General features: G+C 68.0%; 19 protein-coding genes and 10 pseudogenes. 15 read left to right on the top strand and 14 right to left on the bottom strand.

Annotated features, from left to right (window positions below):
* Positions 1-5: 5 nt before the first annotated feature.
* Together RNL97_RS00195 and RNL97_RS00190 are read left to right on the top strand one after the other, a co-directional pair.
* A complete protein-coding gene (locus RNL97_RS00195; RefSeq protein WP_234313547.1) occupies positions 6-407 on the top strand; it encodes a hypothetical protein in 402 nt (133 codons plus the stop codon).
* A 409-nt stretch (positions 408-816) separates the two neighbouring features.
* Positions 817-1,131 (top strand): hypothetical protein, encoded by a 315-nt coding sequence (locus RNL97_RS00190; protein WP_030593261.1) that lies wholly within the window; start codon positions 817-819, stop codon positions 1,129-1,131.
* Between the two features lie 44 nt (positions 1,132-1,175).
* Here the strand turns inward: RNL97_RS00190 and RNL97_RS00185 are convergent, their stop codons facing one another.
* Together RNL97_RS00185 and RNL97_RS00180 are read right to left on the bottom strand one after the other, a co-directional pair.
* Positions 1,176-1,661: a hypothetical protein gene (locus tag RNL97_RS00185; RefSeq protein ID WP_313750236.1), complete on the bottom strand. Its 486-nt coding sequence runs from the start codon at positions 1,659-1,661 to the stop codon at positions 1,176-1,178.
* The gene (locus RNL97_RS00180; protein WP_313750235.1) at positions 1,661-2,422 is read right to left on the bottom strand and encodes a hypothetical protein; all 762 of its coding nucleotides are present in this window, start codon (positions 2,420-2,422) and stop codon (positions 1,661-1,663) included. The genes RNL97_RS00185 and RNL97_RS00180 overlap by 1 nt, the downstream gene beginning before the upstream one ends.
* Before the next feature lie 2,574 nt (positions 2,423-4,996).
* On the opposite strand from RNL97_RS00180, the gene RNL97_RS00175 reads away from it, so the two are divergent.
* The 3 genes and pseudogenes from RNL97_RS00175 to RNL97_RS00165 form a co-directional block, all read left to right on the top strand.
* Entirely contained in the window at positions 4,997-5,470 is a 474-nt protein-coding gene (locus RNL97_RS00175) for a hypothetical protein (protein WP_050500254.1), read from the top strand.
* Between the two features lie 141 nt (positions 5,471-5,611).
* Positions 5,612-6,118 (top strand): FBP domain-containing protein, encoded by a 507-nt coding sequence (locus RNL97_RS00170; RefSeq protein ID WP_030593249.1) that lies wholly within the window; start codon positions 5,612-5,614, stop codon positions 6,116-6,118.
* Positions 6,119-6,444: 326 nt separating this feature from the next.
* Positions 6,445-7,112 (top strand): annotated as a pseudogene (locus tag RNL97_RS00165) (RHS repeat-associated core domain-containing protein); the annotation flags it as partial.
* 1,225 nt (positions 7,113-8,337) lie between these two features.
* Here the strand turns inward: RNL97_RS00165 and RNL97_RS00160 are convergent.
* The 3 genes and pseudogenes from RNL97_RS00160 to RNL97_RS00150 form a co-directional block, all read right to left on the bottom strand.
* Positions 8,338-9,064 (bottom strand): annotated as a pseudogene (locus tag RNL97_RS00160) (transposase family protein).
* A 361-nt stretch (positions 9,065-9,425) separates the two neighbouring features.
* Complete coding sequence (locus tag RNL97_RS00155; RefSeq protein ID WP_030593244.1) at positions 9,426-9,884, bottom strand: peptidoglycan-binding domain-containing protein; 459 nt, start codon at positions 9,882-9,884, stop codon at positions 9,426-9,428.
* A gap of 306 nt (positions 9,885-10,190) precedes the next feature.
* Positions 10,191-11,161 (bottom strand): annotated as a pseudogene (locus tag RNL97_RS00150) (transposase).
* Here RNL97_RS00150 and RNL97_RS00145 point away from each other — a divergent pair.
* Positions 11,103-11,267: a hypothetical protein gene (locus tag RNL97_RS00145; RefSeq protein ID WP_313750234.1), complete on the top strand. Its 165-nt coding sequence runs from the start codon at positions 11,103-11,105 to the stop codon at positions 11,265-11,267. The pseudogene RNL97_RS00150 and the gene RNL97_RS00145 overlap by 59 nt on opposite strands.
* Before the next feature lie 812 nt (positions 11,268-12,079).
* Here RNL97_RS00145 and RNL97_RS00140 read toward each other — a convergent pair.
* Complete coding sequence (locus tag RNL97_RS00140) at positions 12,080-12,697, bottom strand: TetR/AcrR family transcriptional regulator (protein WP_030593241.1); 618 nt, start codon at positions 12,695-12,697, stop codon at positions 12,080-12,082.
* A gap of 68 nt (positions 12,698-12,765) precedes the next feature.
* Between RNL97_RS00140 and RNL97_RS00135 the strand changes: the two genes are divergently transcribed.
* From RNL97_RS00135 to RNL97_RS00115, 5 genes and pseudogenes are all read left to right on the top strand, one after another.
* Positions 12,766-14,100, top strand: coding sequence for an alpha/beta fold hydrolase (locus RNL97_RS00135; protein ID WP_313750233.1), 1,335 nt, complete (start codon positions 12,766-12,768; stop codon positions 14,098-14,100).
* 46 nt (positions 14,101-14,146) lie between these two features.
* Positions 14,147-14,433 (top strand): annotated as a pseudogene (locus tag RNL97_RS00130) (recombinase family protein); the annotation flags it as partial.
* Between the two features lie 263 nt (positions 14,434-14,696).
* Complete coding sequence (locus RNL97_RS00125; RefSeq protein ID WP_030593234.1) at positions 14,697-15,584, top strand: hypothetical protein; 888 nt, start codon at positions 14,697-14,699, stop codon at positions 15,582-15,584.
* Between the two features lie 323 nt (positions 15,585-15,907).
* On the top strand, positions 15,908-16,369 hold the full coding sequence (locus RNL97_RS00120) for a hypothetical protein (protein WP_313750232.1): 462 nt from the start codon (positions 15,908-15,910) through the stop codon (positions 16,367-16,369).
* A gap of 512 nt (positions 16,370-16,881) precedes the next feature.
* Positions 16,882-17,199 (top strand): annotated as a pseudogene (locus RNL97_RS00115) (transposase); the annotation flags it as partial.
* Positions 17,200-17,208: 9 nt separating this feature from the next.
* On the opposite strand, the gene RNL97_RS00110 reads toward RNL97_RS00115, so the two are convergent.
* Complete coding sequence (locus RNL97_RS00110) at positions 17,209-18,189, bottom strand: CehA/McbA family metallohydrolase (protein WP_313750258.1); 981 nt, start codon at positions 18,187-18,189, stop codon at positions 17,209-17,211.
* A gap of 203 nt (positions 18,190-18,392) precedes the next feature.
* Here RNL97_RS00110 and RNL97_RS00105 point away from each other — a divergent pair.
* A pseudogene (locus RNL97_RS00105) lies at positions 18,393-18,670 on the top strand (IS5/IS1182 family transposase); the annotation flags it as partial.
* Positions 18,671-18,722: 52 nt separating this feature from the next.
* On the opposite strand, the gene RNL97_RS00100 reads toward RNL97_RS00105, so the two are convergent.
* The 3 genes and pseudogenes from RNL97_RS00100 to RNL97_RS33010 all read right to left on the bottom strand — a co-directional run.
* Positions 18,723-19,238, bottom strand: coding sequence for a DUF4396 domain-containing protein (locus RNL97_RS00100; protein WP_390334377.1), 516 nt, complete (start codon positions 19,236-19,238; stop codon positions 18,723-18,725).
* A gap of 139 nt (positions 19,239-19,377) precedes the next feature.
* Positions 19,378-20,204 (bottom strand): annotated as a pseudogene (locus RNL97_RS00095) (sigma-70 family RNA polymerase sigma factor).
* A gap of 99 nt (positions 20,205-20,303) precedes the next feature.
* A pseudogene (locus RNL97_RS33010) lies at positions 20,304-20,486 on the bottom strand (alpha/beta fold hydrolase); the annotation flags it as partial.
* A gap of 205 nt (positions 20,487-20,691) precedes the next feature.
* Between RNL97_RS33010 and RNL97_RS00090 the strand changes: the two are divergent.
* Positions 20,692-21,276 (top strand): YfdX family protein, encoded by a 585-nt coding sequence (locus RNL97_RS00090; protein ID WP_030593219.1) that lies wholly within the window; start codon positions 20,692-20,694, stop codon positions 21,274-21,276.
* Between the two features lie 199 nt (positions 21,277-21,475).
* Here the strand turns inward: RNL97_RS00090 and RNL97_RS00085 are convergent.
* Positions 21,476-21,604: pseudogene (locus RNL97_RS00085) on the bottom strand (IS5/IS1182 family transposase); the annotation flags it as partial.
* Between the two features lie 225 nt (positions 21,605-21,829).
* Positions 21,830-22,405: a hypothetical protein gene (locus RNL97_RS00080; RefSeq protein ID WP_243316553.1), complete on the bottom strand. Its 576-nt coding sequence runs from the start codon at positions 22,403-22,405 to the stop codon at positions 21,830-21,832.
* Positions 22,406-22,765: 360 nt separating this feature from the next.
* Here RNL97_RS00080 and RNL97_RS00075 point away from each other — a divergent pair, with 360 nt between their 5' ends.
* Both RNL97_RS00075 and RNL97_RS00070 read left to right on the top strand, forming a co-directional pair.
* Positions 22,766-23,128 (top strand): hypothetical protein, encoded by a 363-nt coding sequence (locus RNL97_RS00075; protein WP_158709186.1) that lies wholly within the window; start codon positions 22,766-22,768, stop codon positions 23,126-23,128.
* Between the two features lie 676 nt (positions 23,129-23,804).
* Positions 23,805-24,002, top strand: a complete 198-nt coding sequence (locus RNL97_RS00070) for a hypothetical protein (protein WP_030593209.1) — start codon at positions 23,805-23,807, stop codon at positions 24,000-24,002.
* Between the two features lie 14 nt (positions 24,003-24,016).
* Here RNL97_RS00070 and RNL97_RS00065 read toward each other — a convergent pair.
* A pseudogene (locus RNL97_RS00065) lies at positions 24,017-24,824 on the bottom strand (IS5 family transposase).
* Positions 24,825-25,124: 300 nt separating this feature from the next.
* Positions 25,125-25,700 carry an amidohydrolase family protein gene (locus tag RNL97_RS00060; protein WP_243316551.1) on the bottom strand — a complete coding sequence of 192 codons (576 nt, stop codon included), beginning with the start codon at positions 25,698-25,700 and terminating at the stop codon, positions 25,125-25,127.
* Positions 25,701-25,810: the final 110 nt, after the last annotated feature.

Below are 25,810 nucleotides of genomic sequence, written 5' to 3'. Positions count from 1 at the left end.
CGGTGGTGCGCGAGCAGCTGCGCACCACCACCGCCACCGCCGTGCGAGGCCGGGCGTACGACGTCGTCGCCCACCAGCAGGCGGCGATGCCCGAGCAGCTGCTCGCACCCGAGCCGACCGACCCCGAGAACGACGACCAGGAGCAGAAGCCCGGCCGCCCCGAAGCACTGGACCTGACGGCGCTACGGGCCCTGAGGCAATCGCGTACGGACGTGGAAGCCCTGGAACTCACCGCTGAGCAGCTGCGCCAGCTGGCGGCCGCCTTGACGAAGAGCGGTGACGGGGCCCGGGCCAGGAAGATGAAGTACACCGGCCGGGAGATCGCCGCTCCGGTACACCCGGAGCGTCAGGAGGAACAGCACCGTTCCCAGCAGCCAGGTCCGCACGGACCGGAAGCCGGCCGCTGAGCACACCCTTGAACCGGGGCGAGATTTTGAAACCGGCCCCTGTTCCAGCAACAGGTGGAACTGGCGGACTCACGTGCGCGAGAGCTTTCCTGCACCGTGTGCTCGTTGGAACGACTGGAAGCGGGCGAGTTGGAATTCGCCGCCGGTACAGGGGCGGCGAGACCGGCCGCAGTTCGCCGGGGAGAGCCGGACCGGCGAGGAGTGTTCGCCGGTCCGTCCGTGCCCGATCATGCCGGACGTCCTGGTCCCGGGGCACGGACGCGGGAGAGGGGGAGACCCCCGCATTCCGTTGCAGTACGAGCGCGCTGTCCTCGCCGGTGCGATGGTCCGGGAGAAGCTGCGCACCACCACCACGACCGCCGCCGTGCGGGGCCGCGCGTACGATGCTGCGGCGCATCAGTAGTCGGCGATGCCCGAGCAGCTGTTCGCACCTTCGGCCGCCGAAGCCGAGCACGACGACCAGGAGCAGGGCACCGGGTCCCCAGAGGCGATTGACATGACCGCGCTGCGGGCCTTGAGGAAGTTGCGCACGGACGTGGAAGCACCCGATGTCACGGCTGGCCGGCTGCGGCTCCTCCAGGACGTCTTCGCCAAGGCCGCCGACGACTCCCGCACTCGCATGCGCCGCCGCACCAACCCGGGCGACGGCGCAGCGAACCCGGTGCGCCGGGAGGACAAGCAGGCGCACCCCTCGCAGCAACCCGGGCCGCACCGCGGCCGGTAGGCCGGCCGCTGAGCGGACCCGATGGTGCGTGGTGTTGCGGTGCTTCAGGCGGTGTGGTGCGCTCGGACGAAGGACTGCAGGGCTTCCTGCGTGTGGGGAAGGCCGAGGTCCCGCAGCCCGTCTGCGGACGAGCGGATGAGCCAGGTGTGCCGGTGGCCGGCGAGATCGCCCAACAGCTGCTGCTGCGCCGCTGTCAAGTCGGTGTAGCGGGGCGCGGGGCGTGGCTGTGGAGTGGGGAAAAGCTCCTGGATCGCTCTGCGGGTGCGGGACCCGGAGTAGTCCCAGACGATGCGGGGCAGGCACGCGTCGAGCGCCTCGCGCACGGAGGGGTTCGAACCGGGCGGCAGGGCGTGCAGGGTGCGCTCGATGTGGCCGAACAGGTCGCCCTCGCAGTAGTCGGTTACGCGATCGAACGGGCTGCGGGCAGCTGCGGTGAGTTCCGTGACAGCCCGGCTGAGCAGGCCGGGGTCGACAGGGGTTCCGTCGAGGCCGGCGAGGCGGATGAAGGCGGTGGCAGCGGCCCACCGCATCAGCGGATTTGTGGCATCCAGATACGAGGTGATGTCCTCGACCGTGGAGGAAGGTCCGACGATGCCTGCGGCGAGCAGTGCGGTGGCTGCGGTGACCGGGTCCTTCCGTGTGCGGCAAGGGCGAGGAGGCGGGGCAGGGAGGCGGTGGAGAATTCGGGAAACCAGGCCAGGAGGTAGGCGATCCGGGTCCGCAGTCGTGTGTCATCGTCGTCGAGTAGGGCGAGAAGGTCGGGGAGTTCGGCGAGGACGGCGTCGTAGGACTGGAGTGCCGACCACCGGGCGTCGGGCGAGTTGCCAGCGGCTACCCAGTCCCGTATTTCCTGCAGCTGTGCGCGCTGGTCGGCGCCCGTCGCGGCGGCCAGCTGCTCCTCGTACCACGGCAGGAGCTCCTCCGGTCCGCCCTCTGCCGCGGCCGCACGCCATCCGGCCACGTTGATGCCGGTGGTCACGTCGTACTCGTCGTGCCAGTCCACGGCCAGGCGGGTGAGCAGCCACATCGTGTTCTCGCGGGCGGCCGCAGGGCCTGCGAGGGCGATCCTCGCGAGGAACGGCACGGCGACCGGAGAGGCCGAATAGCGACTGCCCTGATGAAAAATGCTGCTGAACAGGCTGCTGAACGCTTGCTCGCGCGCCTCGTCGTCGCTCCCGCACAGGGTGCGTATATGCCCTGGAACGTCATGCGCCGACTCGTAGGCGTGGGACAGGCTGGCCCAGTCCACATCGTCCAGCCCCGCCAGCAGCTTCTTGTACTCGTTGATCATTGAAGAAGGATCGCAGGAGGCACTGACACAGCCTCCGCGGTACAGCAACAGCTGGTCCCGCCCGAGCGGCGCCGGTCCGCAACTTGCTGCAGGTGTTCTGCCGGAGCTGGCGCACCGGTTCAGCATCTTGGCGTTGTCTCACCGCCTCACAGGCTTACGCCGCCTGGCGGCGCGGCGCGCGATTCGCTGACCGGCGCGAAGGTCGCGATCAGCTGTCTCATGAGACACCCTGAACGTGAAAAATTGCTCCACGAGCACTGCCTGGTCCTCAACCGCGTACAACGCCTGGTCGACCACGGCGAGCCGAAGTGGGGTGTGCTGGACACAACGGCTCGCGACGGTGCCTCGGGAGGTGACGTCGGGCCTGCGCCCGGTGATGGGGATAGCCGGCGTTGACCAGGTGCTCATCGACTGATCCTCCACCCGCCGCCAGCGGATCGAGGACGTTCTGGAGGGCCTCACCTACACGTACGCCCAGGAGCACGGGCGGTTGCCCGGCGAGAAGGCCCGCCACGACCTGGGCTGGCAAGCGGCGCAGGACACCCGCCCCGAGAAGAAGACCCGCCCGCTGGAGCAGCTGCTCGTCTGGTGGCGGTCCTCCGCGCTGGTGATGTGCGGCCAGCAGATGGTCGACGGGCTCCTGAACCGCTACCGTGCGCTCGGGGCGGCGGTCCGGGCCCGGGTGGATCCGGTGGTGGACACGATGCTCGCCGCCGTGGACGTCGCCGCGGTCGTCTTCACCGTCCCCAGGAACTTCGCCCGCCGCCACGTCCTGGCCGAAGCCCGGCCGGCACCTCCTGGAGACTCTGCGCGGCCACGCGTTCGCACGCGGCCTGGACGACTACATCGCCAACCGTGCCCTGTCCGACCACACCCGCCAGACCACCGATCCCCGGCCCGGCCGCCGCGCCCCGGCCGCCGACCAGATCTTCTACACCGCCGACTTCACCGAGCCCGACCGGTGGTGGATCGTCGGCACCGGCGGCAGGCCGCCCCGGGAGTCGTCCCGCTACGAGCGGGCCCGGGTCGCCAGCCTCGTCGTACGCAACGCGATCCGCGCCGCCCGTCCCCCGCCCGCCCGGCAGGACGACGGCCAGCATCACGACCCGGCATCAACTCCGCCGCACGCCGTCGACCACCCCGGCCGGGACGTCGCCCTCACGCCGGCGCAGCGGGCGGCCGCCGTCCATGCCCACCAGCAGGCCGCGATGCCCGAGGAGTATCTGGAGGGCCGTACGACCGACGCGGCGACGTGGCTGCGCACACCGGAGAACCTGGACCGGCTCGCCGCCGTCACCCGTGCGGCCAACGCCCGCCGCCGCGCCATCGAGGACGGACAGATTCCGGCCCCGGCGCCCGACCCGGTCGAGCGGCGCCGCCAAGAGACACGAGGAGCAGCACCAGCAGCCGCGCCCCGGTCAAGGTCAAGGTCAGGGCCTCAAGCCGTGACTCACCGCGCACCCGCCCAGTGGGACGGAAATCAAAGCCACCGCGTCAGCAGCCGGGACGCAACCGGCTGCTCTGCCCCGAGGCTGGCAGGGAGAGGCGAGTGTGGAGGGGCCTGCGCGGCTGGAGCGCCTAAAGGAGTTCATCGACGGGGCGGGGGAGTGCAGGGTAGTCGGATAATCCGCGTATGGATGACGGAGTTGTGGCCCTCGTGGCTGCCGGGATCGGCGTGGGTGGGGTCGTTGTGGCATCCGCTATGGGGTGGCGCGGGGCGCGGATGACCGCGTCGGCTCAGGTGGAGGCGGCACTGGCCGGGGTGCGTGAGCAGGCGAAGCTTGAGCAGGGTGTTGCGCTCATGGCTGCCCCCGGCCCTGTCCCTCTTCAAGGACCCGAAGACGCGGGACGGTCGCCATGGCCAAGGAATGTCCAGGACGAAGACGCGTGAGCCGTGATGGAGCATCTGGCACGCGATGCACCGCAGGATCACCGGCTTCCCCCGCCGGTGGAGGCGTTGACGCCCCCCACTCCCACCCCTGACTGGCCAGCCACGCGGGCGAGGATGGAAGAGAGTGTTGACGCCCTCTGGTGGCCCTCGGTCGTAACGGGAACTTCCAGCGGAACGGTCCAGGTGCTGCGGTGCTGCCCTTGGACCTGACCCGTGAGCGCTGGGAGCTGATGCGCGAGTGGGTGCGCCCGCTGCACGACGCCCTGGCAAGCGGGCCCGAGAGCGGGACGCGTGGGCCCGGGAGATCTTCCCTGCCGCGCAGGATATGCGGGGATTCGGCGTCCAGGTCGACGGAGACGATCCGCCCGCAGGCCCCGAATCCGATGATCGGGTCTGCCCCTGCCGCACACGGAAGAACACCCCGGAGGCAGCCCGATGACCGCGTCACCCCCGGGTACATCGACACCGCCCCGCCCTCGCGGAGAAGCGCCCTACTCCACCTCGCTCCCCTCGCTCCACCACGCCCCTGGCGGAGGTCAGCTGATGAACCCCCAGACATACCTCGCCATCGGCGGCTACGTCGACGCGATCCCGGCCCCCGGCACCGGATGGGGAACCGCCTGCTTCGTCCTGATCCACTCCCCCGTCGACGCGGACACCGTTCCGCCCGATGCCCCGACACCGTGTACGCCTGCACCACCGCCGACCCGGGCCTGGCCGACGTGCTCCTGCGCGAGATCCAGCCCGGCGACCTGCTGCGGGTCACCGGCATCGTCGTCCCGTCCCACGACCTCGAGGCCCCGGCCCGCTTCACCGTCGTCGGCCTCGAAGTCCTCGAGGCCGCCCCGGCCTCCGTGCTGCTCTACGACCTCGTGCTGGAGCGCTACGGGAACTACGTCGTCGTGTTCGACGCCGACCGCGACCAGGTCCCGGTCTTCACCAAGCACGGCAAGTGGGTTGGTGAAGCAACGAAACCCTCGTGCCCGACGAGGAGCTCCCCCGCTTCGTCTACCTGCGCGGCGCCTGCTGCGAACCAGTGGCTTGCCCTGTTCGGCCTGCCCAGCCGGGTGGAGCCCAAGCTCATCGAACTCGCGCCCGCCCGCGGCTGGGCACAGCAAGACGACGACACCTGGAGCTGCGACGAACCCCCCAAGTAGCACCTCGGTCTCCTTCCGTGACGGCGGCTTTGTGGGCACGGCCAGCGTCCTTCTGCGCGGGGCGGCAGGGCGGAGACCCCATAGATCCGATGCCCGGTAAATCGGATGCCCGTACTCGGCCCCATTGATACGTTCCACTGGGTGGAACCATTGACCGACAAACAGATCCGCGCGTCCTTCGTGAACTGCACCAAGGGTGAGGCCACCCGGATGCGCCTGCCCGCCGACTTCGCCGCACTTCCCTGGGAGGACCTCGACTTTCTCGGCTGGGTCGACCCGGGCGCCCCGCTGAAGGCGCACCTGGTGCTGCCGCGGGAGGCCGGGCCGACCGGCATCACCCTGCGCGTCCCCTCCGCGGGACGGACCAGTGCCGTGAAGTCGAGCATGTGCCAGGCGTGTCTCACCGCGCACGCCTCCTCCGGCGTGGCCCTGTTCGCCGCGCCGCTGGCGGGCCCCGCCGGGCGAGAGGGGAACACGGTGGGCACGTATCTCTGCGCGGACCTGGCCTGTTCGCTGTATGTGCGCGGCAAGCGGCAGCCGAAGCTGCGGCACGGGCGGTACGAGGAGAACCTGACGCTCGAGGAGCAGGTCGCCCGGACCATGGCCAACCTGTCGGCGTTCGCCGACAAGGTATTGGGCCTGCGCTGAAGGACGGCGCCGGCCGGACGGCCGGTGGCGGGGCCGCCCGGCCCGGCCGATCCCGTCCAGGCTGCGCCTGATCACCACAGCGCCGTGCCCCGACCGGAAGGCCGGGGCACGGCGCTTTCCCGTTCCCCTGCCATCAGCGCTCCAAGGCGTCTCGCCGGTAGTGAGTGCGAGAGGACGGGCGGCGCTCAGGACGCCGCGGCCTACCTCCACGGCCACCAGCTCGGCTATACCCGCAAGGGCTGGCTGCGCTGCGAGACGACCGCGATCCTCGGCACCTGGCAGCCGGCCTACGCGATGCTCACCCACGCCGCCGCCAACCTGCCCCTCCCCTCGGCCTGTCCGCCACCTCAACGGCCGGAGTGGACACCGGATTCAACCGCGAACCCGGGGGCACGCTGGACTCCATGACCCGTGGGGGGGAAAGAACCACTACTACCTGACCGACGCACTCGGCAGCGTCGTCGCCCTGACCGACGAAGCGGGCACGAAGGTCAACACGTACGCCTACAGCCCCTGCGGCGTCCAGCGAGCCGCCACCACCGAACAGGTCCCCCAGCCCTACCGCTTCGCCGGCGGCTACCAGGACCCCACCGGCCTGTACCACTTCGCGGCCCGCTACTACGACCCCAACATCGGCCGCTTCACCACCCCCGACCCCTCCGGTCAGGAACAGAACCCGTACCTCTACGCCGCAGGCGACCCCGTCAACCGCATCGACCCCACCGGACTGTTCAGCTTCGCCGACGGGGTCGGGGTGGTGGCTGGCACAATCGCGGGTGCCGCAGCTGTGGCAACAGCCGGGGTTGCTTGTGCCGGCACGGCCAGCGTCGGCTGTGTAGCGGCGGGCGCTGTCACTGCTGCCTTGTGGGGTGCGGGCGCAGGTGGAGCAGGGGCAACTATCGCAGGTGGCACCCAGGCAGAACGGGAAACCGGCGCCATCGGAGGACTGCTCGGTGGGCTGAGCGGGCCGATTGGCTCCGCTCTCTTCGGCTAAATCGGGGCAGGAGGAAAATGACCGGCAGCAAGGCGCGGATTATGCCGACTATCATCGGGACGGCGGTAGCGGCGAGTGTCATCGGTGCTCTCGCCGTACTGCTTGGGATCCTCCAGGGGACGACTCTGCAGGTGGCTTTGCTCTTCGGAGTCGCTGGAGCTATCGGTGGGCTCGTCATTGTGATGCTCAAGCCTCGGACGAAGCGAGAATAGGTTCAGCCAGGTTCGCGGATCCTCAGACTCTGCGGCCTGAGTGAAATCTCGAATGACGGACAGTGCGGTGCCTCGGCCGACTAGACCTGGCCGGGGTACCCGCATTACGACTCGGGATCTTCATCTCACCAAGACAGAACCCTGCGTCCGCGGCCACGTTCCAGCGGACGCCAACTCCCTGGTCGGCACCGCCTACAGTAACCTCATTCAGAGTCAGCGGCTGGTGAACAAAGATCCCTTCCGTATGACGGTTCCTGACGCGTGAACCCGAAGCGCCCGGTGGCTACAAGCAGTCCTGTAGCCACCGGGCGCTCTGGATCCAACGGGAGGATGACAGCGATGCCAGCTACCTGGGACATCGAAGACTACGGCGACTTCTCCTTGACACTGTCACGGAACCACAGCCCCGAACAGGTCCTCGCGGCCTATGGAGCCGAACCGGGCGAAGCACGCCTCATGTCTGAATCGCAGTGCGACACAGAGATCGAAGTGAATCTTTCCGATGGCTCAGAAGCTTTTTCTCTCAGCCGAACGGGACATTCCATGACAGTTTTTAAGTATGCTCAATATGGACAGTTCTGCGAGTGGTTCGAACCCCGTAACCACCAGACCGTCCAGGGTGGCAGTCCACACGCGTTCTTCCAGCGAATCCAGAACATGCCATCCGACACAAGCGCGGCCATGGCGTCCTTGAAAGTCATGTCCGAGCACGTAGGAGCAGAGCTCACCCCTGAAATCCTCAAAGGCCCCCCTACTCACAGTGAACATCACAAATACAGACCGCGCTCTCCTGGCGCGACCTGTACCGAGTTTCCAGATTACGTCACCGGCCGGCACGCGAAGCGTCCTGGGCCGCCGCTTGGGAACGATTGGGTGACTGCATCTCTGGGATCTCGGGCGTGGTGAACCACTATCCACTTCAGCCTTGCCGTTCCAATGTGAGGATTTCCTTGGCGACCCGCAACAACCTTCGGCTCAACGAGTGACGGTTCACTGAGCCTTTTCCATCTTGATCAGGTAGCGAGTTCGAGGGCGACGACGGCACGGGTGACGGCGGTGATCCGGGTGGTGCGGCCTGCGGAGCCTCCGCAGGAGTCGCCAGGACTTGAGGGTGGCCATGGCACGTTCGCCGAGGCTGCGGATCTTGGCGTGATCGCGATTGTGACGCCGCGCCAGCGCGCAGGTGTTTGACGGATCGGCACACGGATCGCAGGGCCGACACCCCGATACGCCTTGTCCGCCCAGCACTTGATGTCGTCTGCCGCGAGGGCGGCTGGAATGCCGAGAGCCCGCGCTGCGGTCACGTCGTGCATAGCTGCCGGAAGGGCGTCCGAGGCTCAGGTCAGGCGACCGGCGGGATCGGCCAGGACCTGCACATTCATCCCGTGGTGCTTCTTCTTCCCCGAGTAGTACGGCCGGTCGGCGCCGATACGATCGATCGACAGCACAGCGCCATCGAGGATCACGCAAGCCTTCTTGCGGACGGTCGTCATGGCCTGGTCCAGCGGGGGCGCGAAGGCGGCCAGGAGGTCGACGGCCTCACGTAATTAGTGGTAAGCCGTGGCGATCCCGATGCAAACCCGCGGCGAGACGGGCGTAAGTGTCACCGCAGCGCAGGCGGGCCAGGACGAGCAGGGCCTGCCGGCCGAAGGTCAGGCGACGCCAGCGCAAACCGATCCGACGGCGGTGACCTGCGAGAGGACCGGAGAGATGCCGCAGAGTACGGCTGGACAGATCGATGCGTTGGGGTCTCCCCTGCTCGAACGAAGTTGAGAGCTTGGGGAAGGGTAGACAAGCACGCGAAAGTTGGCGGACTGGTGATCTTGGTCGTGAACCCGTCTATCAGGAGCTTTGTTCATGCCCGCCGCCGGGGCTGCCCGTCCCACCACCCCTCAGGGTTGGAAGAGGTTCACTGCCACCTACTCCACCGCAGACGGTGGATTCCTGCGTTGCCGGGCCGCAGCCGGCTCCAGCGTCGAACTTGTTCACATCGCTGCCAACAGAAGGCCTACCGCCAGCGAGGTTCTGAAGCGCACGCCAGACAGCCCAAGGGCGAGGACTCCACACGGAGGCCCCGCCCTCAGGTGTCGCTCCTACGTGTTCAGCACCAGCCGCTGCAGGCGTTGGCGAAACGCTTGAAAGCCGCCTGGGTGCCCGACCCGGCGACCCCGTCGATCGCCCCCGTGTAGCCCCAGCTCGCCTTGAGCAGACGCTGCAGCGCCTTGATCGTGCCCGACCCGACGATCCCGTCGATCGCCCCGGTGTAGCCCCAGTGCGCCTTGAGGTTCCGCTGGAACGCTTTCCAACTGTTGGTGCCCAGCTGACCGTCGATAGCTCCGGTATAGCCCCAGTTCGCCCTGAGCCAGCACTGTGCGTACTTGGCCTGTGTGGTGCTCAGCCCGAGGTTGACCACCGCGAGCGGGGTGACAGCCTCGGAAGTGACAGCCGCTACCGTGGCCGACGCGGGTGCCGCGAGGGCGGCGCTTGCCCCAGCCAGGCTTCCGGCGGTAATCCCGACAGCGGTAACAGTGCTGACGAGCGCCCTTGTCAGAGCTCGCATTCGTTCCCCCCTACGGTCGTGGTAGACCCGCCCGCGTCAATGCGATACGGGTCTGACAGCAAGGTTGACGCTACCTTTCCCGCATCGCCCGGCTAAGCCTGCTATCGGCCAGCACGGGCCACTTGCTGTCCGAAGCCGCCGTCTTGACGGAGCGCGGGGGTCCCAGTTCCTCAATCGGGTTCATCGAGGGGAAACCCACCGGCGGCGGAAGTTCTCACTGACCACGCCCCTTCTCACAGGAAAGCGATGCGTAACGAGCTGGTGCGTGATTGCGGTTGAGGCGTGTTTGCCTGATCAGGGTCGTGGTTACGCGTTGGCGGTTCGGTCGGAGACGAGGCCGGCGATGGCCCGGTAGGTGTCGGGCAGGGCCTTTCGCCGGTGCGTCCAGCGGGTCAGCTGCTTCCAGCGTTTGTGGTCGGCAAGCGCGTGCTCGACGGTGATGCGCTTCGATGAGTGTCGGTGCCGGGCCTCTTCTCTGCCGGCGTGTACGTGCGGCAAAGCGATCTTGTTTGGTTTTCTGGGCGGTGTGATCGCCTGGCCGGGGTGGTCACGCCGGAGACTGAGGTAGCCGTCGTCCAGAAGCACTTCCACGTCCGGGAAGTGCTGGAAACAGGTTCCGATACCTTCATTGCGTGTGGCGGTCGCATCGTGCATCCGGCCTGGCCGCAGGGCGTCGGTCCAGAGAGTGCGGCCCTGATGGTCGGCGACGACAGTGGCCTTCATCGTGTTCTGCTCTTCTTGCCCGAGACGAACGCTCGGCGTCCGCCGCGGCCGGCTGCGGGCCGGCGGATCTGGATCTCGGTGGCATCCAGCTGCAGCTCGATGCCCTCGGCCTGGGCGTAGGCGAACACATCCGCCAGGGTCCGAAGCCGCAGGCCAGGACGGTCAGGGACCGCGCATCCGCGTTCGGCCAGGAGCCCGCGCATCTCTCCGATCGCGCGGGTAACGGTGGAACGGTCGACACCGGACAACAGGGCCAGGACGGAGTGCGGGAGATCGTGCCGCAGGTGAATCAGCGTGACGAGCAGCCGGTCGACGAGCACCAGCCGATGCCGGGCACCGGCCCCCGCCTCACGTTTCCTGGCCCCGCCGCGAGCCTCGTGACGACGCTCCTCGATCATGGCCTGCCACGGGCCGGCCAACTCCTCGACCAGGCAAGCCAGATGCTGCCGGGAGACACCGGTCAACAGCTGATGCGCGAGAACGTTCCGGTCGACCGTGATCACCACGGACTGGATCGTCCCACCCTCGCGCGATCCCTCCTCAACCGCAACCACGCACCAGCTCGTTAGGCTGATGAGACTCTTCGGGATCACCGAGAAGACCGCCATGCACTACCTCACCACCGCCCACCCCGAGCGCACGGCGAAGCTGCCCAAGTGACGTCTCAGGGCGCGCCGCCGAACTCGCTGGCCGAACACCGCCAACCCACACCTGCTGATCACCCAGAAGACGGCCGTCGAACTCGGGCCGGCGGTCAAGCTCTGGACTACCCGGGCCACCCGCAACCTCACCGCGGCCCTGGAGCGACTCCGCGTCGACCGCTAGCTCGACGAAGCCCTGATCCACGGACCCAGCCCACTCCACCTGTCCCTCGTCTTCGGCATCGACGAGAAGACCGCCATCCGATACGCGGACTCAGCACGGGCCCTCCTGAAGCAGGCCGCCGAGACCCGACCCTTGTCTTGACGCGAACCCGCAGGTGGGTGCGGAACAAGTCCGGGGGAGGTCCTGCCCGATCCGAAGTGTGCGGACAAGCTCACCGACGCGGACCGGCGGGCGCTGCCGCCTCTGTTCTGGACGCACGTGAGTCCGTACGGCCGTTCGGGCTGGACATGAACTCCCGCCTCAAGCTGGCTGCAGCCGCGGTGACGGCCAGGCTTCCCGGCCCGCACCGCGCCGGGAGCGCCCACTGTCCCGCCAGCGAGTGGCTGGCGGGACAGGCCTGAAGTCTCCAGGCTCGGCCATCCGGCTCTCCCTGGGGCGACGGTGTCAACTTCCTCGGTCGCCACTTGGCCACCCAGCCTCCGGCGTCGGACCCAAGATCAGTCTTATAGACGTCATTTCACTTGGTGAGTTGGCGGCCGTTGATATGGCTGGCAGCGATAGCCGTGAACCGCTCTGAGCCAGCCGGGGTGGTGTGTATCGGCTTGACCCTCTGCCGGTCGTGTTCGTGTGGCTACGGAGCAACCGCTTCACGGCGCCGGGTCTGGGCGTCGAAGGCCAGGGAAGGCGGCGGGGGTTGCCCAGCCGCGTAGTACGGCATCAATCGTTGACCGGAACGCGGTCTCGGCTGCGGTGCCGTCTAGGCCGCCGGCCAGTTCGAGGGTTACGAGTCCGTGCAGGGAGACCCACAACGAGACGGCGATCAGTGTGGTGTCGCCCGCGAGGATCTGGTCCGTCACGGCACGGTCGATCGCCGTGACAAGCGGTCGCACCGGGTCTGTGTCGCCGACCCAGGTCGACGGTACGAAGGACTGGGCACCACCGAACAACACCGCGTACAGGTGGCGGTGTTCGCGCCCCCACTGGCGATACGCCACGGCCAACGCGTACAGATCCTCCAGCGCGGCCTCCGAGCCGGGAACGGCCGACAGGTCCTGGAACATGCCCGCGACCGCCTGGTCGCGCACCTCGCGGATCAGTCCGTCCTTCCCCTCGAACAACGTGTACACCGCCGCCGTCGACGTTCCGGCGGCAGTGGCCAGTGCGCGGACTGTCACCAACTCCTGGGGACGGGTGGCGAACATCTCGGTCGCGCATGCGACAAGCCGTTCTCTGACGGCGGCGTCGTTCGTTCTCGGCCTTCCCATGGGAAGCAGTTTACCTATGCTGATAACATCGTTTCAAAACGACGTTTCAAAACTCTGGGGAGCTCATCATGCCACCGTCCGTCATACGTCCCTTGCGCCTTGCCGGCCGCCTGCTGGCGGCCACCGCCGCGGTGGTAGGGCTGGTCGCCTTCTTCCTGGCGCTAATCGTCGCCACCGACGGCGCGGGCTCGGGATTCGTCGCATGGTCCGCGACTGCCGGCATCGCGGTTTTCGCGGCGCTGTGGCGGGGGCGCCGCCGCTCCTGGAGGGGACGGCTGGCGCCATTCCTGCCGGTGCTCGTCGCAGCGGCCCTGACGCTGTCGGTGTGCGTCCCCACCGTCCCCACGACGCGCCACTACCCGTCCGCCCTGCCGTTCGTGACCGCCGAGCACTGGCGCCTGTCCACCGGCAGCCGGGTCGCGGTCTACCACTACCCGCCCACCAACAACAGCCCCCGGCAGCGCGTCCCGCTCGTCTACCTCAACGGCGGCCCGGTGCGCGGCATCTCGGTGCTCGACCACCGCTTCCTGCAGCGGCTCGCGGGACAGGGCTATGACGTGTACGCCTACGAACAGGCCGGTGGCGGACGCAGCGACCTGCTGCCCATGGACCAGTACTCGATCACCCGGTCCGTCCGCGACCTCGGCGCCTTCGTCGGCAAGCTCGGCAAGGGCCGCGCCGACGTACTGGGATTCTCCTCAGGCGCGGTTGTACTCACCCGCGCGCTGGCCGACCCGGCCATCGCCGACCACCTGCGCCGGGCAGTCATCGCCGAGCCGGGCCCCATGGGCGGCCCCACCGCCCGGATGGCGGAGCAGAAGGGTCGGCCGTCGGCCCGCGACCTCGCTCCGGCGATGACCGGACCGCGCTCCACGCACGTCCCGCGGTACGCGGTCGCCTTTGGCCTCATGCGGCTCGGACTGCTCAACCCGGACAACGGGCTGGTAGGACAGGCGGAGGGCGACAACGCCTTCACCGCTGCCGATCTCGGCAGCGACACCGCGTCCGCCTACTGCGCGCGGGACGCGCACCGCATCCCGGTCGAGGACACCGCGGAGAACTTCTCCTTCAATGCCGCCGCCAGCCTCCGCATCCAGCAAACGATCAAAGACTCCCCCTCCATCGCCCCGCAGCTCAGGCGCTCCCGGACACCCGCGATGCTGATGATCGCCGAGTGCTCCTCCCAGGTCCGGCAGTGGCAAACAACCATCCTCGCGGACAATCCCGCCATCCAGCGCACCCAGTACATGCCCGGCGTCGGCCACCACATGTGGAACGGGCTGGGTGACAACGACCAACGAGTGGCGGCCGCCATCACCGCGTTCCTCCAGGACAAGCCCGCACCGCTGCCCGACTACCCGACCCGAGCTGACATTCCGGCCTTCCTCCGGGGCCACAAGTAAGCGAGTAGACCCATGGCACCGCCTCCAAGGTGCGTGCAGGAGTGGGCAAATGGTCGTCGGCCCCCTCCAGGGGACGTACGACCCCAACGGGCCGGGAAGCCTGCTGTTCGGATTCTTCGCGGCTATGGCGGAGACAGAGCGGAGAACATCCGCGAGTCCACCCTCGAAGGGATCGACGCCGCAGACCGTAAGGGAAATCACGGCGGCCGGCCGCCAGTCATCACGGACGACATGCTGCACACCACGTTCCGCCACCACGCACACGGCGAGACCGTCGAGGACATCCAGCCCGACCTACTTATCCCCACCGGCCGCCGCAAAGGACAGAGCCCCAGAGCCTTGATCCACGCGCGAGGCTGGACGAGGTAGATGTCGTTGTCCTGGATGAAGGACAGCAAGCCGGGTGACCGAAGTGACCTGCACGCGCGATTGCACTCCTCCTGACTAGGGCGGGCGGAGTGACTTTCACGAAAGCTCCGCCATTCCTACAACCCTTGGCCTGACTCGTCTGTCTGATCCTGTGAGCCAAAAGGCTCACGGATCAAATGGGCCCCGGCGTCGCTACCACGCCCGGGGGCTCTTCTCCTTGGGGACACATGCGTATACGTGCCACCGTGGCCGCCGTCACCGGCGCCCTGGCCCTTTCCGCTCTCGCAGTACCGGCCGTCCAGGCCGACGAGAAGCCGGCCACCGGCCTGAGCGTGCCGTCCGGCGCCGAGGTCTTCGGCGGCGCGCCCGCCCAGGCCGGTGCGCAGGCCGCCGAGGCACGCGCCGCACGCGCCGCCGAAGTGCCCGTCATCAGGAAGGTCGTCGTCAACGGCGGCAAGACCATCGTGGTGGGCACGAAGTCCAAGCAGAAGTTCACCATCGCGATCACGGCGTCCTCGCCGTCCGGCATCGCCGACGCGTACGCCTACCTGTGGCACGGCCACATCGACGAGGTCGACGGCTTCCTCGGCCCCATCCAGGAGTACGGCGACTGCAAGGTCTCGGCTGACCCGACCACCTCCACGTGCACCGTCTCGGTCACGGTCGACCCGCGGTCCGAGGACCTCTACACGAGCAGCCTCGCCGGCGCCTGGAACGTCGGCGTCGGAGCGCTTGCGGACACCGGCAGCAAGGAGGACTTCGTCTGGAACGACTTCCAGGCCAAGACCCGCGTCCAGCGGTTCTCCAAGCTGAACGTGAACGCTTCGCCCGAACCGGTGAAGAAGGGCAAGACCCTCACCGCCACCGGCAAGCTGACCCGTGCGAACTGGGACACCAAGACGTACACGGGCTACACCAACCAGCCCGTGAAGCTCCAGTTCAAGAAGAAGGGTGCCAAGAGCTACACGACGGTCAAGACCGTCACCTCAAGCTCCACCGGCACTCTGAAGACCACCGTCAAGGCCTCGGCCGACGGCTACTGGCGCTACAGCTTCGCCGGCACGTCCACCACCCCGGCCGTCTCGACTGCCGGCGACTTCGTCGACGTTGAGTAGTACACGCAGCACGGCAAGGGGGCCGCGGCAGGACTGCCGCGCCCCCCTTGCCGTGCGATGCCCCCAGCCGTGGACGGAATCGATGGAAGGCCGGCTACTCACCTCCGTTCTACCCCAGGGGTGGGGCCTGAGCAGAGCCACTGCGGAGGCGTCGTCCCACGTCGGCCGGCCGGCCTCCCGATCTACGGTGGGCTGCGCAAGGCAGCACCACAACGAACACCACACCCGGCAAGCCATCGTGGCGCTCTGTCAAGTGGATGTAGGAATCCGGGGAAGGACTGCTCTCATGCAAGCATCTCTCCGAAGGGCCAGTTGACCCACTGATGCGTTTCTCTGCGGACGACGTCGTGATGCGCGTCCACCTCAATCTGCAGCAGGTAAGTACCGCCGATGAGGCGTTGCGTGCCTGGTTGCCTTTGGTGTCGGAGCTTCAGCCGATGGCAGTGCAGTTCGAGGCAGCGCACCCGGACGGCTTGCGTCAGGGTTTTCTGGCTGATCTCCTCGTGTCCTTCCCTCTGGTGGGGAATGCGGCCGTTGGCGGTGCGACCGTGCGGGACTGGATGTTCTCCACTGTGGCGCCGTTCGCGGAGCGGCTGGGTCTGGATCCGTCAGCGTTCGAGTTCGACGACGACGGGGCCGGTGGGGTGCTGAGTCCCACGGCTGATTCGGTCGTCTGCGGCGATATGCCGTACGGGGCGTATCTCCTTCTCGTCAAGATCGGCATGGATCCCCTGGTCCCTGGAGGAGAAGAGGCGGACTGCACAGGCTCGGGAGGAGACCTCTGATCTGCGCCCCGAACCAACTGAGAGGACGAGGCTTTGGTATTGAATTTGGGTAGTTGGCGCTCAAGTCACTGGAGCAGGATCATTTGCGGAGTAGTTCGAAACAGGCTCGGCCATAGAGCTGTCGCTTGATCTCCTTGATGCGGTTCACAGCGCCCTCAGCTGCCGGTGCCACCAACGTCACCATCGTGCCCATCCGGCCCGGAGAGCTGCCTCAGCCCTGATTCCGGGCAGCCGCGAAGCCTCCCGTGGGGAGCCGGGAGGAGCGGCAGGCCCCGCCCGCGACGGGAGCGCGGACAGGGACTGAGAAGGGAACCTCACCCTGCAGGTGCGGTCTCACCACGACCACGATGCACCCGAACCCCTCCCAGCGGTAGAGGTGTAACCGGGAACAGCGGATCGGTTCCCGGCGCCGCCCTTCGTCACCTTGGCGAGGTCGACGTTCCCGTTCACCTAGAGCAGGGTGAGGAGTCGGAGCAGCCGGACTTTTCCGACCGCCGCGCTCACCTGGTCCAGCACTCCCCGCTGCTCGGAGCTGGCGGAACGGCGCACCGCGCCCCGCGCCCCGCGCCCCGTTGTACGCCTCCACCTTGGGGCATGCGCGCGGCCACTTCGGGGCGAAGCGCGGCATCAAGCCGATGATCGTCCGACGCGGCGTCGCGCACGGCTCAGGGCTGGGCAAGGTCCGTTGGGTGGTGGAACGGGCCTTCGCCTGGCTGCACCAGTTCAAACGACCGCGGATTCGCTACGAAAGACGCGCCGACCTTCATCAGGGCCTGCTCGAACTGGCATGCAGCCTCATGTGCCTCCGCCGCCTGCGGACCGGACGGTGAAACGAGCGGTCAGTTGAGGATGATCGGATTGGTGAGTGCGGCGACGTGCCCGCTGCGATGGCGGACCTCGATGCGGACGAATGCTGATTGCTCCGCTGTCGTGTCCCACTGCACCGCTCTCGCCCCGGCATCGGGGAGGGGGGCTCGGTGGGCCTTTCCTCGATCGGTGTGGAAGTTGACGGTCCCCGCCGGCACACCTCGTACTGCCGCACGTACTTCCACCTGCCCACCATGAGTCGTGAGCCGCTCGCCCACCCCGGCGACGCGGCCGGCCGTATGGGCGGTGAACGAAACGTCCACGTCCGCCGACTCGGCGATCCAGCTGCGGCCGGCCCTGATCCCGGCCAGCACTGCCTCTGTGCTCAGTTCCTCAGCGAAGACCACGGTGTGAGGGGTCCCGATCTGCCCTTCCAGGTGGGTGTCGCTGTTGCCCATTGCCGAGCGCCACGAGCCCGTCTGGAGGTCCGCCGCGAGGCTCCGCCCCCATTCGGCCAGGGCGGCCTCGTTGTCGGCATTCCAGGGCCGGTCCGAAGCCCACAGTCCGTTCCATACCTCCACCACGTCGAAGCCAGGGAAGGGGAACATGAAGTCGCCCGAGGGGTAGGGCGCATGCGGGTGCGCGGCCACGCACAGGCCCCCTCCTCGCTGGACCTGGTCCAGACACTTGTCCACCAGTCCGTCCCTGACCTGGTGGTGCCAGTCGACGACTTCGCCGGGATCGAGGCCGAGCGCGAGCCAGTGCCCGGTCTTCGTGGTCACCTCTTCGCCGAGAAGGATCAGGAAGTCATCGGCGGCCAGATGCCCCCACACCCCCGGGGCCGCGGCTGAGTTGTGCTCTGTCGTCGCGATGAAGTCGAGCTTGGCCGCCCTCGCCCGGACGGCCAACTCTTCGGGGGTGAGTTCCCCGTCCGAGTGGACGGAGTGGACGTGGCAGTCCCCGCGGTACCAGGCCGCCCCGCGTCCAACCGCCCGCGCCGACGGAAAGCTCAAACTCGACACGGTTCTCCTCCCAGAGGCCTATCGAGCCAACGTGCCAACCGGGGTAACCCGTTCCATCCCCCGCTGAGCCGGATCTCGGTCGAGATGTCAGACCGAGATCTCATGCTGAAACGATCAGTTAGTAGATGAGGGCTCCAGGCTGCCGTCGGAAATAGTGCCCGTTGAGAGCGGCCGTTCACCGCCGTGTCCTGCCTAAGGGGCACTCCTCCCGCCGCAACCGCCGCTACCTGCGCCGACGCCAGATCAAGCACACCATCCTCGAGCCGAAGAACCAGCGGGCCAACCACCAACGCCGTGGCAGTAACGGCGGCCGACCTGCTGGCATCGGCAAGACGATCTACAAGCGGAGGAATGAAACTGAGCGAACGATCAACGCCCTCAAGAACTTCGCGCCGGGGCCACGAGGTTCGATAGACGCGCTTGCGTCTTCCGCGGCACCGTCACCCTCGCCTCGATCAGACTTTGGCCCCGGCGTACGTTCGTCCCCCGCGGCGCTTTCGGCCGCTCGGCTGCTGCTGATGAGATCAGTGGTAGGCGTGGACGACGGCGTGGCCCTTGCCTCGGCCGATCATCCACTTGTTGAGCGGGGTAGTGACCAGGAAGGCCACGGCGAAGCCGCCCAGCAGCGCGCCCCAGAACAGTGCCTCGTCCAGGTGGGCGTCCATCGCGCCGGGCGTGAGGGCGATGATCGCGTTGTCGACCAGTTCCATCACCGCGATGGAGACGGTGTCGGCAGCCAGCGCCACCTTGATAGCGGTCTTGAGGTCCAGGCCGGCCCGCGCTACGGCGAACAGCGTGAACGAGTAGCCGAAGAGGAATGCCAGCCCGATCGCCAGCGCCATGGTGGGGACGTTGCTCCACAGCAGGGCGGTGCCGATCGCCATACCGGTGATCTCGCCGATGGCGCACCCGGTCAGGCAGTGCAGGGTCGCCCTCGCCGCCGTACTCCAGGATGCACCGGCGTGACCGCCGCGGTGACCCTCGTGCGCGGCGTGGTCGTGCACGGTGCTGTCGTGAGCGGTGTGGTCCATGACCTTCATCCCCATTCCCGTCCAGTGTGGTCCGTTCCCGGTTCCCACACCAATGGTATACCCCCCAGGGGTATTCATCCGGAGTGATCCTCCGGTGCTGAGACGGGCCCGCGAAACGCCATGGGGTTGCGTGCGGGGGGGGGCGAGGTCAGTTCTCGGCGGACGCGAGGTCGAGGTCGGTCAGGCGCGCGGGATCGGCGAGGATGTCGATGGCGACGATCCTGCCGCTGGCGACGGTGAAGCTCATGACGGACAGCGGCTGCCCGTCGAGGGTTTGACCAGGCCGGCTACGCCGTTGACGAGAGCCGGGCGGATGGTGGCGGCCGTGGACATCCGCTGGAAGGTGTGGAGCTGGCCCGCCACGGCGGTAGCGCCCCGGATCGTCCGCAGGCCACCGGTGAGAGCGCCGCCGTCCGCGCGCAGGACCACGTCGGGATCGAGCAGGGCAAGGAGCGCGTCGAAGTCGCCGCCGCGGGCTGCGGTCAGGAAGGCGTCCACCACCCGGCGCTGGTCGGCCCGGTCCGGGTCCGGGGGCGGCGTCGTGCCGCGGACCCGCAGCCGCGCCCGGCTGGCCAGCTTCTTGGCCGTCGCGGGCGTGCGGGCCACGACCGGTGCGATCTCCTCGAACGACAGCCCGAACATGTCGTGCAGCACAAAAGCAAGCCGCTCCGCCGGACTGAGCGACTCCAGCACCATGAGCAGAGCAAGCCCCACCGAGTCCGCCAGCAGCGCCTCCTGCTCGGGATCGGAACCGTCCTCCCGACCGATCACCGGATCGGGCAGCTGCTGCTCCAGGGGCTCCTCGCCGCGCCGCTTGCGCACACGGAGCATGTCCAGGCAGACACGGCCGACCACCGTCGTCAACCAGCCCCCGGGGTTGTCGATCCGGCGGTCGTCGGAGCCCGCCAGGCGCAGCCAGGTCTCCTGGACAGCGTCGTCCGCCTCGGTCAGAGAGCCGAGCAGGCGGTACGCCACCGCCCGGAGATGCGGCCGGACATAAGCAGCCCTGGAGACATCGCGCGGATAACGCCCGCTCGCGCCGTGCCCCCGTTGATCGACCGCGACGACCCGATACCGGCCACCGAGCCGCGAGGCCACCGCTTCCCACTCACCCGCATGACCGGCCAAGCCGTGCAACAGCCCAACCGGCTGCTCCCGCCCGCCCCAGTCCCGACAGGCAAGTCGAACGCCGTCACGCACCACCACACGCTCAGACCACACCACGACCACCCCCAGGAATCGACTCGTCTCGATCATCCCCCCCCCCGCAGCCACGAGCCTCACTCGAAGCGCCCCAGACAGCGAGGCTGCGACGACACGAAGCCCCGGCCACAGCCAGAGCCGCGAAGCCCTGGCCGTTGGGACAACCGCCGCTGTCATACCCGCATGGCAGCATGACCAAGGTGGACGCCCTGATGCGCCCTCAACTCCCCTGCCAACGCTTTGAACAGGAGTTCTCCCCTTGCGACTGCACCGCGTAGCACCCGTCATCGCCGCAGGCATCCTCGCCCCGGCGCTGCTGCTCGCCACCCCGTCCTTCGCCGCCGATACGGCACCGACCGCAGTGACGGCGCCCGCGTCCTCGTCCGCGGACGAACCGGACGCCGACGACCTTCGGGTGGCGATAGCCCGGATCCTCGCCGACCCGGACAGCGGCCGCCGTGTGACACGCGAGGCCAACGCCCTCCTCGACGCCAACGACCCGGCAGCGATGCGCGCCTGGCTGGAGAGCGGCTACCGCGCCGCCCAGGCCGAAGACGACCATGTCGCCATCACGCGCCTGCTCGGCGACCCCGACAGCGGCCGGCGCGTCATCGCCGAGGTCAACGCCCTCCTGGACGCCAACGACTCCGACGCGATCCGCGCCTGGCTGGAGAACGGCTACCGCACCGCCCAGGCCGAGGACGACCGCGTCGCCATCGCCCGCATCCTCGCCGACCCCTCGATCAGCCCAGCCCTGCGCGCGGCAGCCGGCGCCGCCCTCGACGACAACACACCCGAAGCACTGCGCCACTTCCTGGAAGTCGGCAGGTACCAGATCGCCTGACCCGCACAACGCCAAGACACAGCGTCCCGCCTGACCGGACGACCTCCATCGAGGCTCGGCCGGGCGAAGGGAGGGCGGGCTGAGAGACAGGGACCCCGGCCTGAGGCGACCAACCAGCAGCCGGGGTCTTTGCCCTCCCCGGCGGAGACCGGGAGACGTACTACCTTCCGCATCCGGTCCACGCGACTAAGAAGTCATCTCATTTGGCGAGTCTGCGGTAGCAGATGAGAGTGCAGGCGATGCTGGTGAAGGCGAGGAGGTGGTCGGCCTTGCGTTCGTAGCGTCGGTGGAGGCGGCGGCAGCCGACGAGCAAGGCCATGGTGCGTTCGGCGGTCGGGCCCCCCTCTTCAGGGCCCGCATCTTCACCGAGTCGATCGCGCACCGCGACCAACACTCTACCGAGTCACCCAAATGAGATGACTTTTAAATCCCAGCTGTTAGGCCCCGGACATCATCCTGCGGGCTGGAGGGAGAAGCAGCCACAGCAGTCGGTCCAGGCTTCTCGATGTATGAACAGGTGTGCCCACTACCCGTCTGAAGCCACCGGCACTGGCTAGGAGCCGGACGGGACTGAGGCAGGGGCGGTGGGGCTGTAAAAGACCGAACGTCCCTGCTTGGAACGCTCAAGCCGCCCTTGGGCGACCCCCTGTTCCAGAGAGTTGCGCACCACCGTCACCTGGACCGTGCGCTCAGGGTGCGCCTCAGTGAGCGAGGCCGCTACTTCTGCCGCCGACCGGGGCTCGCTCTGCCCTCCCAGGTAAGCAGTAGTCAGCTCCAGCCACGTCGGCTCCCCCGCCTTCTTGGGCGACACAGTCTTCTTGGAAGCCTTGCGCCCGGCGCTTGCAGCCGCCTTCCCTGCTGTCTTCTTACGGTCGGAGCCCCGCGCCGCAGGAACCGCGGCCCCCTTGCCGCCCTTGCGCTGCTTCGTTGCCTGCTTGGGCGTACCGCCGAGCACTTCCTGCATCTTCGTCAGGACCTGCTCACTCTCCTCCAGACGGACCAGCTCATCCTGCAACCGCGCCAGTTCGGTACGCACGCGCTCCTGCTCGCCGCGGTTCGCCGCCAGGTCATCAGCGACCCGCTGCGCATAGTCGGCCGTGACACTCTGAGCGGGAAGGTTTCCAGACATGTAAGTCCTCGGCTCTCAACGTGGGGGGCGTGTAGCGATGATCGTACCCACATAGATCAAGCCAACCCGCCAGTGCGTCTAGTTGCACAGCGACCACCTGAGCGGGGCTGCTCCGTCGCCGGTCGTGCAGGGCGGATGCGCCCGGCCCTTGTGCTCACACCCTCCGGGAGTGGCCGGGAATCGGTCTCCCCTAGGGCCCGCAACGTGGAGTCCGGCCAGGTAGATCGCGGCTGTCCTATCGTAGCGGGCGGCGGTGCCGCGCCACTGTTTGAGGCGTTTGATGCACCGCTCCGCGACCTGGAGATGGAACGGGAGCGGCAGGAGTGGTTGCACTCAGGCGGGCGGCCCGAACGCGCCCACATGCTCATGACCCTGGAGCAGGCCGGCCTGCTCGGCACGACCGGTGCGCATCACGGGGCCGAAGGTCCGCTCGTGCTGCACGAGCCCGAGGACACCGACGCGCTCGACTACCTGAACGAGTACGGCGAATTCTTCGAGATGTCCCTCATCCTCATGAGCCACGGCATGGCACCTCCCCGGGACCTGGAGGCCGTTCCCCCGTCGGTGCAGGCGCACAGCGCGCTGCTGCGGGCCGTGGCATGGGCCGGAACACTGGAGGGCTTCGACGCGGGTCACGCGGTGCTCCCGGCGCAGGCCGCCCCGGACGCCGTCCTCGCACTCGCCGACTGGAACAAGGCTGCCCCTGCCCGGAGCAGCCGGTGAGCACCGCCGCCCACGTTGTTGCCACGTGGGCGCAGTCAACCGGCTGCGGAACCCGGTATGAGGAGCTGACGGCCGACGGCCATGTCCACGTCGACTACGCGCCACCGCTCGGGGAGCCTGGTTCGACGATGCCCCCGACTACAACGCGATCTGCTCCTGCCCCACGACCTGGCCCGGCTCCTTCTGCCTGGAGTGCGCCGGCTGCTCAGCCTGTGGCCACTGCCGGTGCCACCGCCCGCTCCTCCTGCCTCAGACGCGACGCTGAGCTGCCCCCCAACCCCCCAGAGCTGCGACGAGGGACTGGGGGGTTGGGCCCAGAATGCCCGAATCACCTCGAAGACCTGGGGATAGGGGGCGTAAAACCCCAGGTGGAAGCGACATCTGAGCAGACCTGGGGGTCTGGGGGTGACACGCAACCGAGACGCCAAGTCCGGTGACCTCGATGTTGGACTCTTTGCCATCGAAGTCGGCCCGATCTCAAGCTCGGTGGCCGGTGGAAGACCAAAGAAGACCTCGGATGCCAAAGGGGCGGGGCCGTGAGGCTGGGGAACGAAGCGATCATGCGAGATCGGCACGGTGTCGGGCAGGGTGGTGCGGGCCGTTCTGCGCGGTGTCGGGCCGTCACGGACCGGGCATGCCCTGGGCGAAAGATCGGTGACCACAAGGGGGATGGGCGATGACGAAGCTCGGCCAAGGGGCACTGTTCCTGTTCTACTACCTCGACGCTGTCGCTGTTCTCGCCATCGGGGACTGGATTTCCGAGGTGGGTCCTCTTCTGCTTTATGGCAGCCCGTTCGCTTTCGTCGCTGGGTTCGTCACCCAGGCGGCGCATGACGTCTACCGACGAAGTGCGGAGCACAACGCGCGCCTTTAGAGCTCGTAACACGATCATGAGTGGGTCTTCTTGAGGCGTCGGTAGCAGATGAGTCTGCAGGCGGGGGAGGCGAAGGCGTCGTGGAGTTCGGTGCGTCGTTCCCATCGGACGGCGAGGCGTTTGAAGTGGTGGAGCAGGGCGAAGGTCTGCTCGACGACGTAGCGGAGCTTGCCGATGCTCTTGATGTTGGGTGACCCCTTGCGCGAGATGACAGGCAGGATCCGGCGCTCGCGCAGCGAGTTCCGGTTCGGGTTGGAGTCGTAGCCCTTGTCGCCGAGCAAGGCGTCCGGTCGGCGGCGAGGCCGGCCGGGGCGGCCCGCGACGGGCGGGATGCCGTCGACCAGGGCGAGGGTCTGGTGACGTCGTTGACGTTCGCCGCGGTGGTGATGACCTTGAGTGGGGTGCCGCGGCCGTCGCAGATCAGGTGGTGCTTGCTGCCGGACCGTCGCCGGTCGACCGGCGACGGTCCGGTGTCGGCACCCCCATTTTCGCCCGGATGTGGGAGCCGTCCACGCATGCCCGCGACCAGTCGAGTTCGCCGACCGCGTTCAGCTCGGCGAGCAGGACCCGGTGCAGCCGGTCGAAGACTCCTGCCTTCTGCCACCGGTCCAGTCGGCGCCAGCACGTCTGACCCGAGCCGAATCCCAGCTCCAGGGGCAGGACTTGCCATGCTATGTCGTTGTAGAGGACGAACAGGATGCCCTGCAGACAGAGCCGGTCCGGCACCGGCCGAGGGCCTGGAGACCGTTCCGGCCAAGGCGGCAGGAGCGTCTCGATCAGCGCCCACAAGTCGTCGTCCACGATCCACGGCCGAGTACTCACACCGTCACGAACGGCCGAATCGTCACACCGGTCACGGCCGACCAGCACACTTCAACAAGATCGTGTTACGCGCTCTAAGGACTGCCCCATCTGGTGGCGCTGATCGCGCACCCGGCGGACGTTGACCCCGGCACGACGAAGCTGGTGACCCCTCCGCCGGTCTGACCAACACGTATGCTCCGGGCTGGGTGAGCAACAGCGCGCGGATTCGTGGGCCGCACCGCAGTGAAGACCGACACGAGCCGCAGATCCACGCAGGTGTGCCCTACTGCGTCATCCCGCCAATGAACACGCACATGGTCAGCGCATGACCTGGCCCCGCAGAATCACGCGCATTGGTGGTCCAAGAACCTCTGGCTCCGCAGCTGGGTCCCGGTCATACGCGACGAGATCGGCGGGCGCTCCATCTATCAGACCCGGTAGCCCCAGCCAGTCCCGTGCCGTCCATGAAGCAGCCCCGAGCGCTTCCTCCGCCGGCATCCCCGCCCGAAGCAGCCATTGAGACTCCGTGGCAACCGTGCCACACGGGAAGGTGCCTGTCCCGGCGAGGACTGTGACACCCGCTTCGTGTGCCAGACGCACATTGTCGATCATGCCTTGCCAGCCGAGAAGCCAGCTCGAGCGCTTCGCGCTGGACTCGCGGCCTCTCCAGACCTCCGCACTCTCGGCGAACGCCGGGAGAGTGAGTATGTACGCGGTGCCCTGCTCGGCCATCAGGTCCAAGAGATCCGGATCGAGGTGCATCCCGTGTTCAAGGCTGTCGGCTCCGGCCAGGACGGCGTTTCGCGAGCCCTCACCGGTCTGGCAGTGCACGGCGACCCGCCCACCGACAGCATGAACCGCATCCACGGTCGCCTTCAGCACATCCAGAGGCACAGCGGGCTCGTCCCACCGCCAGTCACCGATGACCTTGCACCAGCCCGACGAGGCCGTGGCCTCCTCAACCGCTGCCCCCGCCAACTCGTGCTCACCAACATCCCGCCCTG

Source organism: Streptomyces parvus (assembly GCF_032121415.1).
GTDB lineage: Bacteria > Actinomycetota > Actinomycetes > Streptomycetales > Streptomycetaceae > Streptomyces > Streptomyces globisporus_A.
This window is presented reverse-complemented; position numbering and strand designations above follow the sequence as displayed.

What these genes read in the sequence shown, in the direction of transcription:
- RNL97_RS00190 (WP_030593261.1), top strand. Translation starts at nt 817, where the DNA reads ATGCCCGAGCAGCTGTTCGCACCTTCGGCCGCCGAAGCCGAGCACGAC.
- RNL97_RS00185 (WP_313750236.1), bottom strand. Translation starts at nt 1,661, where the DNA reads ATGCGGTGGGCCGCTGCCACCGCCTTCATCCGCCTCGCCGGCCTCGAC.
- RNL97_RS00180 (WP_313750235.1), bottom strand. Translation starts at nt 2,422, where the DNA reads ATGATCAACGAGTACAAGAAGCTGCTGGCGGGGCTGGACGATGTGGAC.
- RNL97_RS00155 (WP_030593244.1), bottom strand. Translation starts at nt 9,884, where the DNA reads ATGCGAGCTCTGACAAGGGCGCTCGTCAGCACTGTTACCGCTGTCGGG.
- RNL97_RS00140 (WP_030593241.1), bottom strand. Translation starts at nt 12,697, where the DNA reads ATGGGAAGGCCGAGAACGAACGACGCCGCCGTCAGAGAACGGCTTGTC.
- RNL97_RS00135 (WP_313750233.1), top strand. Translation starts at nt 12,766, where the DNA reads ATGCCACCGTCCGTCATACGTCCCTTGCGCCTTGCCGGCCGCCTGCTG.
- RNL97_RS00125 (WP_030593234.1), top strand. Translation starts at nt 14,697, where the DNA reads ATGCGTATACGTGCCACCGTGGCCGCCGTCACCGGCGCCCTGGCCCTT.
- RNL97_RS00120 (WP_313750232.1), top strand. Translation starts at nt 15,908, where the DNA reads ATGCGTTTCTCTGCGGACGACGTCGTGATGCGCGTCCACCTCAATCTG.
- RNL97_RS00100 (WP_390334377.1), bottom strand. Translation starts at nt 19,238, where the DNA reads ATGAAGGTCATGGACCACACCGCTCACGACAGCACCGTGCACGACCAC.
- RNL97_RS00080 (WP_243316553.1), bottom strand. Translation starts at nt 22,405, where the DNA reads ATGTCTGGAAACCTTCCCGCTCAGAGTGTCACGGCCGACTATGCGCAG.
- RNL97_RS00075 (WP_158709186.1), top strand. Translation starts at nt 22,766, where the DNA reads ATGCTCATGACCCTGGAGCAGGCCGGCCTGCTCGGCACGACCGGTGCG.
- RNL97_RS00070 (WP_030593209.1), top strand. Translation starts at nt 23,805, where the DNA reads ATGACGAAGCTCGGCCAAGGGGCACTGTTCCTGTTCTACTACCTCGAC.